Origin of the sequence: Rhizobacter sp. OV335, assembly GCF_900142965.1 — a bacterium.
In the GTDB taxonomy this organism is placed as follows: domain Bacteria; phylum Pseudomonadota; class Gammaproteobacteria; order Burkholderiales; family Burkholderiaceae_C; genus Rhizobacter.
On the sequence record NZ_FRCQ01000018.1, the window covers coordinates 129155 to 144128 of the forward strand.

General features: G+C 69.3%; 15 protein-coding genes and 1 riboswitch. Of the genes, 6 read left to right on the forward strand and 9 right to left on the reverse strand.

The features are described 5' to 3' along the window. Positions 1-8 precede the first annotated feature (8 nt). Complete coding sequence (locus BUE42_RS19055) at positions 9-455, forward strand: GlcG/HbpS family heme-binding protein (protein ID WP_073466825.1); 447 nt, start codon at positions 9-11, stop codon at positions 453-455. 5 nt (positions 456-460) lie between these two features. Beyond that, positions 461-901, forward strand: a complete 441-nt coding sequence (locus tag BUE42_RS19060; RefSeq protein WP_083614269.1) for a YybH family protein — start codon at positions 461-463, stop codon at positions 899-901. A 6-nt stretch (positions 902-907) separates the two neighbouring features. Here the strand turns inward: BUE42_RS19060 and BUE42_RS19065 are convergent, their stop codons facing one another. From BUE42_RS19065 to BUE42_RS19080, 4 genes are read right to left on the reverse strand one after another with little or no spacing between them, the layout of a single operon-like run. Continuing rightward, positions 908-1600, reverse strand: coding sequence for a penicillin-insensitive murein endopeptidase (locus BUE42_RS19065; RefSeq protein WP_083614270.1), 693 nt, complete (start codon positions 1598-1600; stop codon positions 908-910). Next, complete coding sequence (locus BUE42_RS19070; RefSeq protein WP_235002458.1) at positions 1597-2586, reverse strand: FAD:protein FMN transferase; 990 nt, start codon at positions 2584-2586, stop codon at positions 1597-1599. The genes BUE42_RS19065 and BUE42_RS19070 overlap by 4 nt, the downstream gene beginning before the upstream one ends. Before the next feature lie 2 nt (positions 2587-2588). Then, positions 2589-3734 (reverse strand): DUF3570 domain-containing protein, encoded by a 1146-nt coding sequence (locus BUE42_RS19075; protein ID WP_073466829.1) that lies wholly within the window; start codon positions 3732-3734, stop codon positions 2589-2591. Beyond that, a complete protein-coding gene (locus BUE42_RS19080; protein WP_073466831.1) occupies positions 3725-3949 on the reverse strand; it encodes a DUF4266 domain-containing protein in 225 nt (74 codons plus the stop codon). Before BUE42_RS19080 ends, BUE42_RS19075 begins: the two co-directional genes overlap by 10 nt. A gap of 92 nt (positions 3950-4041) precedes the next feature. On the opposite strand from BUE42_RS19080, the gene BUE42_RS19085 reads away from it, so the two are divergent. After that, positions 4042-4470, forward strand: coding sequence for a cupin domain-containing protein (locus tag BUE42_RS19085; protein WP_073466833.1), 429 nt, complete (start codon positions 4042-4044; stop codon positions 4468-4470). Here BUE42_RS19085 and BUE42_RS19090 read toward each other — a convergent pair. Continuing rightward, entirely contained in the window at positions 4467-5186 is a 720-nt protein-coding gene (locus BUE42_RS19090; RefSeq protein WP_083614271.1) for a glutathione S-transferase family protein, read from the reverse strand. The two genes, BUE42_RS19085 and BUE42_RS19090, sit on opposite strands and share 4 nt — an antisense overlap. Positions 5187-5308: 122 nt before the next feature. On the opposite strand from BUE42_RS19090, the gene BUE42_RS19095 reads away from it, so the two are divergent. Beyond that, entirely contained in the window at positions 5309-6541 is a 1233-nt protein-coding gene (locus BUE42_RS19095; protein WP_073466836.1) for a polyhydroxyalkanoate depolymerase, read from the forward strand. 37 nt (positions 6542-6578) lie between these two features. Continuing rightward, positions 6579-6710, forward strand: a riboswitch (yybP-ykoY riboswitch). Between the two features lie 60 nt (positions 6711-6770). Then, entirely contained in the window at positions 6771-7340 is a 570-nt protein-coding gene (locus BUE42_RS19100) for a TMEM165/GDT1 family protein (protein ID WP_073466838.1), read from the forward strand. Between the two features lie 10 nt (positions 7341-7350). Here BUE42_RS19100 and BUE42_RS19105 read toward each other — a convergent pair whose 3' ends face one another. The 4 genes from BUE42_RS19105 to aroC all read right to left on the reverse strand — a co-directional run bounded on the left by BUE42_RS19105 (position 7351) and on the right by aroC (position 14110). Continuing rightward, complete coding sequence (locus BUE42_RS19105; protein WP_073466840.1) at positions 7351-10554, reverse strand: efflux RND transporter permease subunit; 3204 nt, start codon at positions 10552-10554, stop codon at positions 7351-7353. 19 nt (positions 10555-10573) lie between these two features. After that, positions 10574-11821, reverse strand: a complete 1248-nt coding sequence (locus tag BUE42_RS19110; protein WP_083614272.1) for an efflux RND transporter periplasmic adaptor subunit — start codon at positions 11819-11821, stop codon at positions 10574-10576. A 113-nt stretch (positions 11822-11934) separates the two neighbouring features. Continuing rightward, positions 11935-12957 carry an aldo/keto reductase gene (locus tag BUE42_RS19115; protein ID WP_073466842.1) on the reverse strand — a complete coding sequence of 341 codons (1023 nt, stop codon included), beginning with the start codon at positions 12955-12957 and terminating at the stop codon, positions 11935-11937. 67 nt (positions 12958-13024) lie between these two features. Continuing rightward, positions 13025-14110 (reverse strand): chorismate synthase, encoded by a 1086-nt coding sequence (aroC, locus tag BUE42_RS19120; RefSeq protein ID WP_073466844.1) that lies wholly within the window; start codon positions 14108-14110, stop codon positions 13025-13027. A 298-nt stretch (positions 14111-14408) separates the two neighbouring features. Between aroC and BUE42_RS19125 the strand changes: the two genes are divergently transcribed. After that, positions 14409-14974: porin (locus BUE42_RS19125; RefSeq protein WP_143171601.1), on the forward strand; the 566-nt coding region annotated here is incomplete at its 3' end.

Here is a 14974-nt window from a genome sequence, read left to right on the forward strand (position 1 = left end):
GAAGCCCCATGAACCACTCGCAGACCTCTCTCACCATTGCGTCCACGTCGATCGCCCGCGACGCTGCGGCGCGCCTGATCGACGCCGCCCGCGCCGCCTGCCGGGACATCGGCATCGAAGCCACCATCGCCATCACCGATGCCGGCGGTCACCTGAAGGCACTGGACCGCACCGACAACGCCCCGTTCCTGACCGTCGACGTCGCGATCGACAAGGCCTGGACGGCTGCGTCGTTCGGCCTCGGCACCCACGTGTGGAGCGACATCGTGAAGGACCCGGTCGTTGCCCAACTCGCGCACCGGCCGCGGCTGGTCGCGGTCGGCGGCGGCTGCCCGATCGTCCACGACGGCCGCGTCGTCGGCGGCATCGGCATCTCGGGCGGCAACGCGCTGCAGGACCAGCAGGCGGCCGAGATCGCGCTGAAGGCCGTCGGCTTCGACATCGCGCCGGCCTGACCCGCATGCCACCCCGTCGCCACCTCGCGTCGATCGCCCTCTCGATGACGCTGCTCAACGCCCTGTCCGCCAGCGCCGAGCCCGACCCGGCCGCGGCCACCGCCGACTTCTTCGCGAAGATCACCGCGAAGGACCTCGATGCCGTCGCGCGCTACCTGCCCGCCGAGGGCTTCACCGAGACCGTGCCGGAGTCGAAGGAGCTGCTGCACCTGGATGCGAAAGCCTTCGACGGCCTGTTCAAGTCCGGCAGGCAGATCGACCTGCGGGTCGCCGACCTGAAGCTGCAGAGCTTCGGCGACACCGCCCTCGTGACCGGCACGCGCCTGGGTGGCATCGGCATGCCGGACAAGGCGCCGGCCTCCGCACGGCTCGCGTTCACGATGCTGTGGACGCGTGCCCCGTCCGGCTGGCAGCTGCGCCACCTGCACCTTTCGCCGCAACCCTGAGCAGCCTCAGCCCAGCGGCCTGCAGGAGATGCGGAAATCGACGTGGTAGTGCTCGTCGTGCCGCACCCACGCGCGGCCCTTCATGAAGTTGACGTGCTCGCGCAGCCAGTCACCGCGCGGCGTGGCCAGCAGCATCGGCAGGTACGGCGGATCGAAGATCACCATCGCGAGGCCCGCGCCGTGACGCCGTGCCGACTCCGCGAGCTGGAACAGGTGCTCCGCGATCGCCGCGAAGTCGATGCGCAGGTCGCCGAAGCGCCCCGCCGCATCGAACTCGATCGCATACCCGAGCTTGTTCGTCACGCCCGTCGACAGCGGCACCGACGCGCCGCCCGCGTTGCGCACCGGCACGAAGAAGTCGACCGACAGGCCGTTCTGGTGGCTGCGGTGCGGCCGGATGCGGCCGCCTCCCGCCCAGCCGGTCTCGCCGTAGACGAACACCGTGCCGGGCAGCGCCGTCGCGAGCTGCGCATAGGCGTCGACGACGATGTCGCGCACCGTCGAGTGCACATGGGTGCGGCCGGCCGTCACGCCGAGCCGGCTGTAGGCCGAGTAGTTGGCACCGTCCTTCGGCAGCGCAACGCCGTCTTCGAGCCTGCCCTGGGCCACCGTGCCGAAGCAGCGGCTCGCCGCCCACGACGGCAGCGCGGCCGCCGATCCGCACAACGCGAGCAGCGCCCGCCGTTGGAGGCGGCTCACGGCGGCAGCGCCTCGCTCTCGCCGCGCTGCCAGATCTCGTGCCGGTGGATGCCGCCCTGCGCATCGACCGCCAGGTAGCCGACGTTCTGCGACTGCAGGAACGCCAGCGCGTCGCCCTGCAACAGCATCGCGATCGTCGTCAGCGCGCCGGCGGCCAGGCAGGCCGGCGCCACCACGCTGACCGACTGCCAGTGCGACACCGGCATGCCGCTTCGCGGGTCGAGGATGTGGCAGTAACGCACGCCGTCCTGCTCGAAGAAGCGCTCGTAGTCGCCGCTGGTCGCGAGTGCGCCGTCGGCCAGGTCGATGCGGGCGATCAGCGAGCGCTCGTGCCGCGGGTGCTGCACGCCGAGCACCCAGGGCCGGCCGTCGGGCCGCGGGCCGATCAGGCGGATGTCGCCGCCCAGGTTGACCATACCGTGGCGCACGCCGCGCGACTGCAGCAGCGTCGCGGCGCGGTCGGCCGCGTACTCCTTGCCGAAGCCGCCGAAGTCGAGCTCCATGCCGGCCATCGGCAGCTCGATGCGCCCGATCTGCCCCGGTCCGCGGCGCTGCCAGCGCAGCTTGCTCCAGCCGACACGCGGCAGCAGCTGCGCGAGCTGGCCGTCGGCAGGCTTGCGGCCAGCCTTGAAATCCCAGGCCTGGCGCAACATGCCCGAGGTGATGTCGAACAGCCCGCCGCTGCTCGCATGCAGCTGCGCCGCAAAGTCGAGCAGGTCCGCCGTCTCGACGTCGACCTCGACCGGCTGCCCGCCGCCGGCCGCGGCGTTGATGCGCGACACCACGCTCGCATCGCGGTAACGCGAGAACTTCGATTCGATGCGCCGCACCTCGTCGATCGCCTCGCGCGCCAGCGGCTCGGCCTTCTTGCGACCGAGGCCGGCGATGCGGATCTCGCATTCGCAGGCCATCGCACCGAAGCCGAAGCCGAGGTCGTCGGCCTGCGCCTCGGCGCGCGCCGACATCGGGTGGAACACGGTGCTCACGTTCAGAATTTGCGGCTGATGCCGACCTGCACCATGCGCGCCTTGAACGGCTCCAGCCCCTTCGAACCCTCGCCGCCGGCGCGCCACTCGCCGCGCTGCTGGTAGGCCTCGCCCTTCAGGTCGAAGGTCCACAGCGCGTCGACGGCCCATTGCAGCTTCAGCCCGAGCGTGAACGCACCGAAGGCCGACAGCCGCTGGTCCAGCGAGTTGTAGGCGTTTGCATCCCAGCCCACCGGGAAGGGCGCGCCGAGCGTCGTGTCGTACACCGGATCGGCGTAGAACGATGCGGCGCTCTGCGTGTAGTAGCGCAGCAGCGGCGTCAGGCTGACGCCGCCGCCGACCGGCTTCACCCATTCGAGCTGCAGCGTGCTCGCCTTGACCTGCCAGCTGTCGTTGTAGGCGCGGTAGCTGCTGCGCAGCGTCGAGCCGTCACCAGCGAAGTGGTGGTTCCAGCGCAGCAGCAGCGCGGTCTGGCGGCGCTCGCTGGGGCGCACGTCGAGCGCCTTGTACGGATCGTTCAGGTAGCCGGTGCTGCGGCTGTGCGTCAGGTTGGCCTGCACCAGGTCGTCGCCGGTGACGGCCTGCGTGACGCCGACGATGAAGTCGTTGGTGCGCTTGCGTTCGTCGGCGACGTTGCCGTCGTAGCCGCCGTCGGTCGGGTCGATCTTGTCGCCGGCATGGCCGAAGCCGGCATTCCAGGTGGTGTTGTTGTCGTCGCTGGCCAGCGTGCCGGCCAGCGAGAACGCGCGCGACAGGTAGTCGTGCTCGGTCGAGTACGCGCCGCCGAGCGACACCGATGCGCGCTGGAAGTAGCGCGTCACCTTCAGGTCGCCGGCCTTGCGCTCGTCGTCCATCGTCGACGCGCCGGACACGTTGCTGTGGTAGCGCGGCGTCGCGCCGGACACGTGGTCCACCGTGGCGGTCGCCTCCAGGCCCCAGTCGCGGCCGATGGGTGCGACGAGCAGGAACGACGGCGAGTTCACCGTGACGCGTTTCCAGCCGGGCTGCGAGTCCTGGTAGTTCAGGAAGCGCAGGCCGACCAGGCCTTGCTCGGGGGCGTTCTCGGCATGTGCTGACACATGCACGACACCGGGCAGGGCCATCGCGGCGAGCACGAGGGGGCCGAAGGGAGCGTTCTTCAATTGCATCCGCAGCCTCCGCCACCCACGCCGTAGCCGCCGGACGCGTTCTCCTTGCTGGTGTAGATGTGCTGCTCGAAGCGCTGCTCCAGCGCATCGCCGCCCATCGTCATCTCGGGCTTGGCCAGGTTGCCTTTTTCCCAGGCCTTGGGCGGTTCGTAGTTGGCGCAGCCGGCCGTCACGGCGAGGCAGGCTGCGAGCATCGCGGTCGCGAATTTCTTCATGACGGTCCCCTGTTGTCGCGCGACTTTACCCGGCCCCGCGTGGAACGCTTCATGCATGCCGCAGCCCACCGTTTGAACGCTGGAGGATCGCGATGCTGGACAGCACCACCACGAAGTTCTCACACGTGAAGCCGGGCGACACCGCCTGGCGCAGCGACGGGCTGCGGGATTTCTTCCTGTACCGCGACCTCGGCGTCGAGCAGGCCACGCACGGCCGGGTGCTCGCGCAGCTCGTCAAGGCCAACCTGGCACCCGAAAAGGGCACCGGCTGGCACCGTCATGAGGCGGAGTTCCACATCGTCATCATGACCAAGGGCTGGGCGAAGTTCATGTACGAGGACCGCGAGACGCTGGTCTCGGCCGGCGACTGCGTGCACCAGCGCCCCGGCATCGTGCACTACCTGTTCGACTACTCGCCCGACATGGAGTACATCGAGATCGTCGGGCCGTCGGATTTCACGTCGATCGACATGCCGGCGCCCTGCGAGGTGCCCGCCGTGACACCCTGGACTGGGTCTTAGAACTCCATGTCCAGCTCTTCGATGTCGTCGGGCTCGGCCTTCGCCGCGGCGATCCACTCCTTCATCTCCGGCATCGCCAGGATGGTCTGGCAGTACAGGATGCAGGGCTTGTTCAGCTTGACGCCGTAGGTCACGAAGCGCGTGGCGACCGGTGCGTACATCGCGTCGGCCATCGTGCGCTGCGCACCGAACAGGTACGGGCCGCCGTACAACTCGAGGCACTCGGTCCAGATCTCGGTGATGCGATCGATGTCCGGCTGCGCACCGGCCCAGATCTTGTGCCCCGGATGGTGCGCCTTCAGGTTCATCGGCAGCGAGCTGCGCAGGTTCGCGAAGCCCGAGTTCATCTCGCCGCTGACCGAGCGGCAGTGCGCGCGCGCGATCCGATCCTTCGGCATCAACCCGGCACCGGGCTTGATCTCGTCGAGGTACTGCGCGATCGCCAGCGTGTTCCACACCTTCGCGCCCTCGTGCGTCAGGCAGGGCACGCGGATCGACGGCGCGAGCAGCAGCAGCTCCTTGCGCGCATCGGCGTCGTCGGGCGACACCATCACCTCGTCGAAGTCCAGCCCCGCGAAGCGCGCCAGCAGCCAGCCGCGCAGCGACCACGACGAGTAGTTGCGGCTGCTGAGCGTCAGCGTCGCCTTCGCGGTGGCCGGCTCCGCCTTCTTCGTTGCGGGCCTGGCGGCAGGCTTCTTCGCGGCGACGGTCGACATGCGGGGTCTCCGAAACCACGCGGCGGGGCGGCGTGTCGGCAGTGGTCTTGCAAGCGCTGTGCCACGGGCTGGCGCGCAAGTTGCTGGCTCTCCAATGCGCGCCACCGCGCGCAGGAGAACCCATGATGTACCAGGCTTACCAGGCCCATGCCGACATGATGTGGCCACTGCAGACGCTGGCGCGCACGGCGCTGCCGATGCTGCAGGACCCGAGCTTCGGCTGGGCCGCGTGGGCCCCCAACCGCAAACTCGCAGCCGCCTGCGAGTTGATGGGCCTGGCCCAGGTCACGCACCACCGCCCGGCGTTCGGCATCGACTGCGTGCTGGTCGCCGGCGAGCCGGTCGCCGTCACCGAGGAGGCCGCGCTGGTCACGCCGTTCGCGACGCTGCTGCACTTCCGCAAGGACACTCCGGTGCCGCAGCCGCGCGTGCTGATCGTCGCGCCGATGTCCGGCCACTTCGCGACGCTGCTGCGCGACACCGTGCGCACGATGCTCGCCGACCACGACGTCTACATCACCGACTGGCACAACGGCCGCGAGATGCCGCTCGCGGCCGGCCCGTTCGGGCTCGACGAGTACACGCAGCACCTGATCGATTTCCTCGCGGCGATCGGCGAGGGCGCGCACCTGATGGCGATCTGCCAGCCCTGCGTGAGCGCGCTGAGTGCCGTCGCGATCATGTCGGAAGACCGCCACCCGGCCACGCCGCTGAGCCTGACGCTGATGGCCGGGCCGATCGATTGCCGCATCAGCCCGACCGAGGTCAACAAGCTCGCGACGACGCAGGACATCGCCTGGTTCGAGAAGAACCTGATCGGCACCGTGCCGTGGCGCTACCCCGGCGCCGGCCGGCGCGTCTACCCGGGCTTCGTGCAGCTGACCGCGTTCATGAGCATGAACAAGGAGCGGCACATCAACGCCTTCAAGGCCTACTACGAGAACCTGGCGCACCCCGAGCCCGATGAAGACCAGCTGAAGCAGGCCGCCGCGACGCGCCATTTCTACGAGGAGTACTTCGCGGTCGCCGACCTGCCGGCCGAGTTCTACCTCGAGACCGTGCGGCTGGTGTTCCAGGAGTACGCGCTCCCACTGGGCCAGCTCAGGTTCCGCGGCCGCCCGGTCAACCCGGCCGCGATCCGCCGCACCGCCCTGCTGACGGTCGAAGGCGAGCGCGACGACATCTGCGCGCCCGGCCAGACGCTGGCCGCGCAGGACCTGTGCAGCGGGCTGCGGCCCTACATGCGCACGCACTACGTGCAGGCCGGCGTCGGCCACTACGGCGTGTTCAGCGGCCGGCGCTGGCAGAACCACATCTACCCGATCGTGCGCGACGTGATCCATGTCTCGCGCTAGCCGGCCTTGCAGAACTTCGGCGGCTAGAATGCCGCCTTCACCCGTCATTGGGGAGTAGCCGCCCTGCAGCACCTGCAGGGGCTTGCGTCAACACACTTGGCCCCACCGGCCATGGCGCAGGCAGCAGCGACCACGTCGCCCGCCTGGCAAGACCGATGACCGTGCTGCCTCCGGAAGGGCCGGGGTCGCGGCGCGGTCATTGCGTCCACCGGCCCCGGAAAATCCTTCCATGGAAGCCTTCCTCGTCTCGACCGGCGCCGTCGCGCTCGGCGAAATCGGCGACAAGACCCAACTGCTGGCGCTGCTGCTGGCCGCCAAGTTCCGCCGCCCGGTGCCAATCATCCTCGGCATCCTGGTCGCGACCCTCGTGAACCATGCGCTGGCCGGCGCCGTCGGCACCGCGATCGCGGCCTGGCTCGGGCCCGACACGCTGCGCTGGATCATCGGCGGGTCGTTCATCGCGATGGCCGCGTGGATGCTGATTCCCGACAAGATCGACGAGGACGACGGCACGCCGCAACGCTTCGGCGTGTTCGGCACCACGGTGATCGCGTTCTTCCTCGCCGAGATGGGCGACAAGACGCAGATCGCGACCGTCGCGCTGGCCGCGCGGTATGCCGACCTCCCCGCAGTGGTGGCCGGCACGACGCTCGGGATGATGCTGGCCAACGTGCCGGCGGTGCTGCTGGGGCACCAAGCTGCGACGAAGCTGCCGATCGGGCTGGTGCACGGCATCGCGGCGGTGATCTTCGCGGTGCTGGGGCTGCTGACCCTGTTCAACGTCGGGCGCTTGTTCTGATCGCTCTTGGCTACTTGGCGACGAGGTCACCGGACGGCAGCGCCGGCGTCTCGTCGTGCACCGGCGCCGGTTTGCGCTCGCGCACCAGGTACGAGTAGACGACCGGCACCACAATCAGCGTCAGCAGCGTCGACGTGATCACCCCGCCGATGATCGCCCGCCCCATCGAGGCCTGGATCTCGCCGCCCTCGTCGAGCGCGAGCGCCAGCGGCAGCATGCCGAACACCATCGCCGCCGTCGTCATGATGATCGGGCGCATCCGCACCAGCCCGGCCTGCAGCAGCGCGTCGGCCATGCTCAAGCCCGCCTTGCGGCCGTGGTTCGCGAAGTCGACCAGCAGGATCGCGTTCTTCGTCACCAGCCCCATCAGCATCACCAGCCCGATCATCGAGAACAGGTTCAGCGTCGAGCGCGTCACCCACAGCGCGAGCATCACGCCCAGCAGCGCCAGCGGCAGCGACACCATGATCGCGATGGGCTGTAGGAAGCTGCCGAACTGCGAGGCCAGCACGATGTAGATGAAGATGACCGCGGCCACCAGCGCCAGCAGGATGCCGCTCGTCGCCTCGGCCTGGTCCTTGGTCTGCCCGCCCACGTCGAAGCGGTAGCCCGGCGGCAGCTGCGTCTCCTTGACGATCTTCTGCACGTCGGCGCCCACGTCGCCGCTCGGGCGGCCCTGCGTGCCGGCGTAGATGGCCTGGCGGCGCTGCAGGTCCTGGCGCTTGATCACCAGCGGGTTCACCACCGGCACGATGTCGGCCACGCGCGACAACGCGATCGGCGTGCCGTCCTTCGCGTACGCCACCGGCAGGTTGTCGAGCTGCGTGATGTTCTCGCGCGAGGCCTGCGGCAGCCGCAGCTCCACATCGACCTGCTCGCCGTCGGGCGAGGTCCACCAGGTCGCGACGTCGCCGTTCACATAGCTGCGCAGGCTGGCCGCCAGCTGGCTGGTGGTCAGGCCCAGCTCGCGCACCGCATCGGGCTTCAGCCGCACCGCATAGGCCGGCAGGCCGGGCTTCACCGAGGTCGTCAGGTCGGCGATGCCCTTCACCTTGGCGACCTTGTCGGCGAGGCGCTGCACCTCGGTCTCGAGCACCTGCGGATCGGGTCCGAGCAGCGCGACGTAGATCGGCTGCTGGCCGACCGTGATCTCGATGCCGGGGATCGGCTTCAGCGCCTCGCGCATCGCCGCCTCGATATCGCTCTGCTTGCGCTTGCGCTCGTGCGGCTTCACCAGCTGGATGGCGAGCGTGGCCGAGTTGCGGCTGCCGTTGCCGGTGTCGCCGATGGTGGTCGAGGTCAGGCGCACCTCGCTCATGCCGCGGATCACCTGCTCGACCTGCGCCAGCTTCGCGCTCGCGCGCGGCAGGCTGGTGCCCACCGGCAGCGTCACGTTCAGCTGGATGTAGCTGTTGTCGGCGTCGGGGATGAATTCGCTGCCGATCTGCGTCGACAACGCGATCGCCAGCACGAAGCTGCCGACCGCGCCCCAGCCGACCAGGCCGCGCGGCGTCAGCGTGACCAGCCGCAGGCGGCGCGGCTGCGACTTGTCGCGCTGGCCTGCTGCATCGAAGGGGCGGCCCCAGGCGGGAATCGGCGGCACGAACACCCGATAGCGCCGGCCCGAGAACACCCAGCGGATCGTGCGCTCGTAGACGACGTGCAGCACGTCCATGCCGCGGTCGGTCCAGCGCATCAGGTGGCCGAGCACCGGCAACTTCGCGAGGCGGTTGGTCGGCGGGTCGCGCCAGATGCTGGACAGCATCGGGTCGAGCGTGAAGCTGACGAACAGCGACACCAGCACCGCCACCGCCACCGTGACGCCGAACGGGAAGAAGAACTTGCCGATGATGCCCTTCATGAAGGCCACCGGCACGAACACCGCGCAGATCGCGAAGGTGGTGGCCATCACCGCCAGGCCGATCTCCTCGGTGCCCTCGCGCGCGGCCTGCACGTGGCTCTTGCCCATGTGCACGTGGCGCACGATGTTCTCGCGCACCACGATCGCATCGTCGATCAGCAGCCCGATGCACAGGCTCAGCGCCATCATCGTCATGAAGTTCAGCGTGAAGCCGAACGCGTACACCGCGATGAACGACGAGATCACCGCGATCGGCAGCGTGAGGCCGGTGATCACCGTGCTGCGCCAGCTGTGCAGGAACAGGAAGACGATCGCGATCGTCAGCAGCGCGCCTTCGACCAGCGTGTGCTTGACGCCCGACAGGCTGCGCTCGACCCAGTCGCTGTCGGCATACACCAGCCGCAGCTCGACGCCGGGGGGCAGGCTCTTGCGCAACTCCTCGGCCGCCTCCTTGATGGCGGCGCCGGTCTCGACGATGTTGGCGTCCTGCTGCTTGTAGACCTGGAACGAGATCGCCGGCACGCCGTCGACGCGCGACAGCGAATCGGGCTCGCGCTCGCGCTCGACCAGCTCGCCCAGGTCGGCCAGCCGCACCACCATGTTGTTGCGCGACGCGACCACCACGTCGGCAAACGCCTTGGCGTCGCGCACCTTGCCCTCGACGCGCACGATCGCGTCTTCCTTCGGGCTGCTGAGCAGGCCGACCGGCATGTCGGCATTGGCACGCTGCAGCGCGGCCGACACGTCGGCCGGCGTCAGCTGGTAGGCGCGCAGGCGCTGCGGGTCGAGGTCGATGCGCACCTGGCGCACCGTCATGCCGCCGACGTCGACACGGGCGACGCCGGTCGAGCGCTCGAGCCGCTTGCGCACGATCTGGTCGGCCAGCAGCGAGAGTTCGCGCGCGCTGCGGTCGGGCGCCAGCAGCGACAGGTAGACGGTGGGCTGCGCGTTGTCGCCGTCGAAGCGCGAGACGAACGGCGTCTTCGCGTCGCGCGGGAACGCCGGCTGCACCGCCGCGACCTTGTCGCGCACGTCCTGCACCGCGCGCGCCATGTCGGCGCTGAGCTGGAATTCGACGACCGTCTCGCTGCGGCCCTCGAAGCTGTTCGAGCGGATCATCTTCACGCCGGCGATGCCGTTCAGCGCCAGCTCGATCGGGCGCGTGAGTTCGGTCTCGATCGCATCGGGCGAGGCGCCCGGGTAGGCGACGCTGATGAACACGATCGGCGGCGAGATGTCGGGCAGGCGCTCGACGCGCAGCTGGCTGTACGAGAACAGGCCGAGCACGCACAGCGCGGCCATGATCATCGTCGCGAAGACGGGGTTGTTGATGGAGACGCGGGTGAACCACATGGCGGTCTGTCTCCGGAACTCAGGAACGGGCGGCCGCGGCCGAGGCCGCGCTGGCGGCCTTCGGCGCCGTGCGCTGCGTGACGATCTTCGCCGGCTGGCCTTCGCGCAGGTTGTCGAAGCGCGCCCCGAGCACCTGGCTGTCGGCCGCGAGGCCCTTGCTGATCTCGATGCGGTCGCTGGCGGCGTCCTTGCGGCCGGTGATCACGATGCGGCGCACCAGCGCGTCTTTCTCGAGCGTCCAGACGAAGTCCTGGCCCGAAGCCTGGCCGACGGCGCTGATCGGCAGCGTGAGGCGCGGCGCGTCATCGGGCAGCACCACGTGGGCCTGCGCGTACTGGCCGGCGCGGAACAGCTCCTGGCGGTTGTCCAGCACCACGACCACGCCGATCGCGCGCGTGCCGGCTTCGGCCGCCGGGGCGATGCGGTCGATGCGGCCCGGCACCGGCTTGCCCTGCCCTTCCACCTGCACCTGCACCGGCTGGCCCGGCTTCAGCAGCGACACCTCGTGCGTGCCGACGGTGCCGGCCAGTTCGAGCGTCGACAGGTCGACCACCGTCAGCAGCTGCTGCTCGGGACTGACCTTCTCGCCGGGCACCACATGGCGCTTGCCGACGATGCCGGAGATGGGGGCGACCAGCGCCGCTTCCTTGACGCCGACGCGCGAGGTGGCCAGCTGCGCCTGCGCCGACTTGAGCTGTGCGCGGGCCGAATCGAGCCGGGCCTGCGACGACTGCAGCGCGCTCGACGAGATGAAGTTCTGCGCCGACAGGCCGACGTTCGCAGCATGCGTGCGTTCGGCCTCGACCAGTGCGGCCTGGGCCGACTCGACCGACGCGGAGCGGTCGGCGACGCGGCTCTGCAGGTCGGCCAGGTCGATGTCGCCGAGCAGCTGGCCGGCCTTGACGCGGCTGCCTTCGGCCACCTTCAGTTCGAGCAGCGTGCCGGTTGCCTTGGCGCGGATCACCGCGGTGCGCGGCGCGACCAGGGGGCCGGAGAACTCGATCACCAGCGGCATCGCGAGCTGCTTCGGCTGCACGACCTCGGACGCGACGAACTCGAGCGCGACGGGCGCCGCATCCTTCTTGGCCGCGGCCGCCTTCGAGCTGCTGGTGAGGCCGGGCACCAGCGCCAGCGCGAGGCCGGCGACGGCCACCGCGCCGACCGCGCCGCCCACCCAGAGTCTGCGCCGGGAGGTCCGTGATGATCCTCCGCCCACCGGCTGCAGCCCGTGTGGGCCCGCGCCGTGATCGTTGTGTGCTGTATTCATGGGCGCGAGTTTAGGTTCGGCCCCCACCGGTCTGACAAGGTCTGCGACAGACTGCAGATTGGGGGGGCCGAGCCGTCAAAAATGACGACCCCGCGCCCGCTTGGCCGCCGACTTTACGAATGGCCGGCGATCGGGTGCGGCTCGTAGCCTTCGCCGAGCGCCTGCAGCTCGTCCGCTGACAACGACAGTTCGGCCGCCGCCACCGCTTCGTCGAGCTGCGGCAGCTTGCTCGCGCCAATGATCGGCGCAGTGACGCCCGGCTGGTGCAACAACCACGCATAGGCCAGCGTCGCCGGACTGACGCCGCGCTGCACGGCCAGGGCCTTCAGCCGGTCCACCGTCTTGAAGTCGCTGTCGCGGTAGTACAGGTTCTGCGCGATGTTGTCGGTCTGCGCCCGAGAGGTCGCGCCACCCGCCTTGTCATCCCGCGAACGGTTGCCGGCCAGGAAGCCGCGCGCCAGCGGGCTCCACGGGATCAGGCCCACACCCTGGTCACGGCACAGCGGGATCATCTCGCGCTCTTCCTCTCGGTAGGCCAGGTTGTAGTGGTTCTGCATGCTGATGAACGGCGTCCAGCCGTGGCGGCGCGCGGTCTCCTGCATCTTCGCGAACTGCCAGGCCCACATCGAGCTCGCGCCGAGGTAGCGCAGCTTGCCGGCCTTCACCAGGTCGTGCAGCGCCTCCATCGTCTCCTCGACCGGCGTGTTCGGGTCGAAGCGGTGGATCTGGTAGAGATCGATGTAGTCGGTCTTCAGGCGGGCGAGGCTCGCATCGACCGCATGGAACAAGCGCTTGCGGCTCAGGCCATGGAGATTGGGCGGCGCCTTGTCGAAGGCAGTGGCCGCGTTGCGGTATTCCATCTCGACCAGGTAGTAGGCCTTGCTCGCGATGACGACCTCGTCGCGCCGGCAGAACTCGCGGACGAAGCGGCCGGTCAACACCTCGCTCTCGCCGGACGAGTACATGTCGGCGGTGTCGAAGAAGTTGATGCCGAGCTCGACGGCCCGCTTCACGAGCGACCGGCTCGCGGCCTCGTCGAGCACCCAGGGCCGCCAGTCGGGGCGGCCGTAGGTCATCATGCCGAGCGCGATGCGCGACACCTGCAGGCCGCTGCGGCCGAGTCGGAGGGTTTTCATGGTCACCAGCGTAGCGCCTGAGGCAAGGGCATCCGCACGTGTGGGCTAGCAGGGCCCGCGCCGCCGGTCAGATCTTCGGCGTCTCGACCCGCACGTCCCCGCACTGCGCCCGGTGCCGCAGCGCGTGGTCCATCAGCACCAGCGCCAGCATCGCTTCGGCGATCGGCGTGGCCCGGATGCCGACGCACGGGTCATGCCGACCATGCGTCTGCACGACGGTCGGATGGCCTTGCAGGTCGATCGAATCGCGTGGGCTGTGAATGGAACTGGTCGGCTTGATCGCGATGTTGACGGTGATGTCCTGGCCGGTGCTGATCCCGCCCAGCACGCCACCGGCGTTGTTGGTGCGAAAGCCTTGCGGCGTCAGCTCGTCACCGTGCTGCGTGCCGCGTTGCGCGACGCTCGCGAAGCCGGCGCCGATCTCGACGCCCTTGACCGCGTTGATGCCCATCATCGCGTAGGCGATGTCGGCATCGAGCTTGTCGAACAGCGGCTCGCCCAGCCCGACCGGCACCTGCGTCGCCTCGACGCGGATGCGCGCGCCGACCGAATCGCCGGACTTGCGCAGCGCATCCATGTAGGCCTCGAGTTCGGCGATCTTCGATGCGTTGGCGGCGAAGAACGGGTTGTCGGGGATGTGCTGGTGGCCTTCGAACGGAATCTCCAGGTCGCCGAGCTGCGTCATGTAGCCCCGGAACGAGGTGCCGTACTGCGCCTTCAGCCATTTGCGCGCGACCGCGCCGGCCCCGACCATCGGCGCGGTGAGCCGGGCCGACGAACGCCCGCCGCCGCGCGGGTCGCGGATGCCGTACTTGTGCCAGTAGGTGTAGTCGGCGTGACCAGGCCGGAAGGTCTGCAGGATGTTGCCGTAGTCCTTGCTGCGCTGGTCGGTGTTGCGGATCAGCAGGCAGATCGGCGTGCCGGTGGTCTTGCCCTCGTAGACGCCGGACAGGATCTCGACCGCATCCGGCTCGTTGCGCTGCGTCACGTGGCGCGAGGTGCCCGGGCGCCGGCGATCCAGCTCGGGCTGGATGTCGGCCTCGCTGAGCTCCATCCCCGGCGGGCAACCGTCGATCACGCACCCGATGGCCGGCCCGTGCGACTCGCCGAAGTTGGTGACGCGGAACAGGGTGCCGAGGGTGCTGCCGGACATGGGGGCCTTGTGGACGGAGAACGAAATCGGAGGAAGGGCAAGAGACACCGACACATCGTGACGCGAAGGCGAGCTTGAAGTTTAAGGGTTCGCCCCTTGGGAGCGCAGCACCAGGCTTCAAGAGGGACATCGTTGCCATTTTCGCAATGCCGACTTGCCGCAGGCGTGGTTTTTCTCGATCAGGGACAACCCTAGCATTCGACCCCAAGACGCAGCACCGGTCGGTGCCTGCCACGCGGTCGATGTGTGACGCGTGCCTGTGGGACAAGGGGTCCGCCTACTGATCGGAGAGAATCGCATGAAGTTCGCCACCTTTGCCGTGACCGCGATGGCGCTGGCCGCCTCGGCTGCCGCCAACGCGCAAGACGCACAACAATCCACCACCAACGTGACGCTGTACGGCGTCGCCGACGCCTACGTGCAGATCGCCAATGGCGCGGCCAACCTGAGCCGCGTGCAGTCCGGCGGCCTGCAAGGCTCGCGCTTCGGCCTGCGCATCACCGAAGACCTCGGCGGCGGCCTGCGTGCCCTGGCCGTGCTCGAGAGCGGCGTCAACATCGACGACGGCACCAACGGCCAGAACGCCTTCTGGGGCCGCCAGTCGTACGTCGGCCTCGGCTCGGCGCAGCTCGGTACCCTGACCCTGGGTCGCCAATACGGCAGCATCTACAACCTGTCGAGCGACTTCAGCGAGTTCTCGAACGTCTCCACCGGCGCCAGCACCGCCGTGATCGGCGGCTTCGGCGGCTACGAGCCGGTGCGCGGCGGCACCACCTACAGCGCCACCGGCAACGGCGGCCCGGCCCGCATCAACAACTCGGTCAAGTACGAGTCGCCCACCTTCGCCGGCTTCAAGGCCGGTGC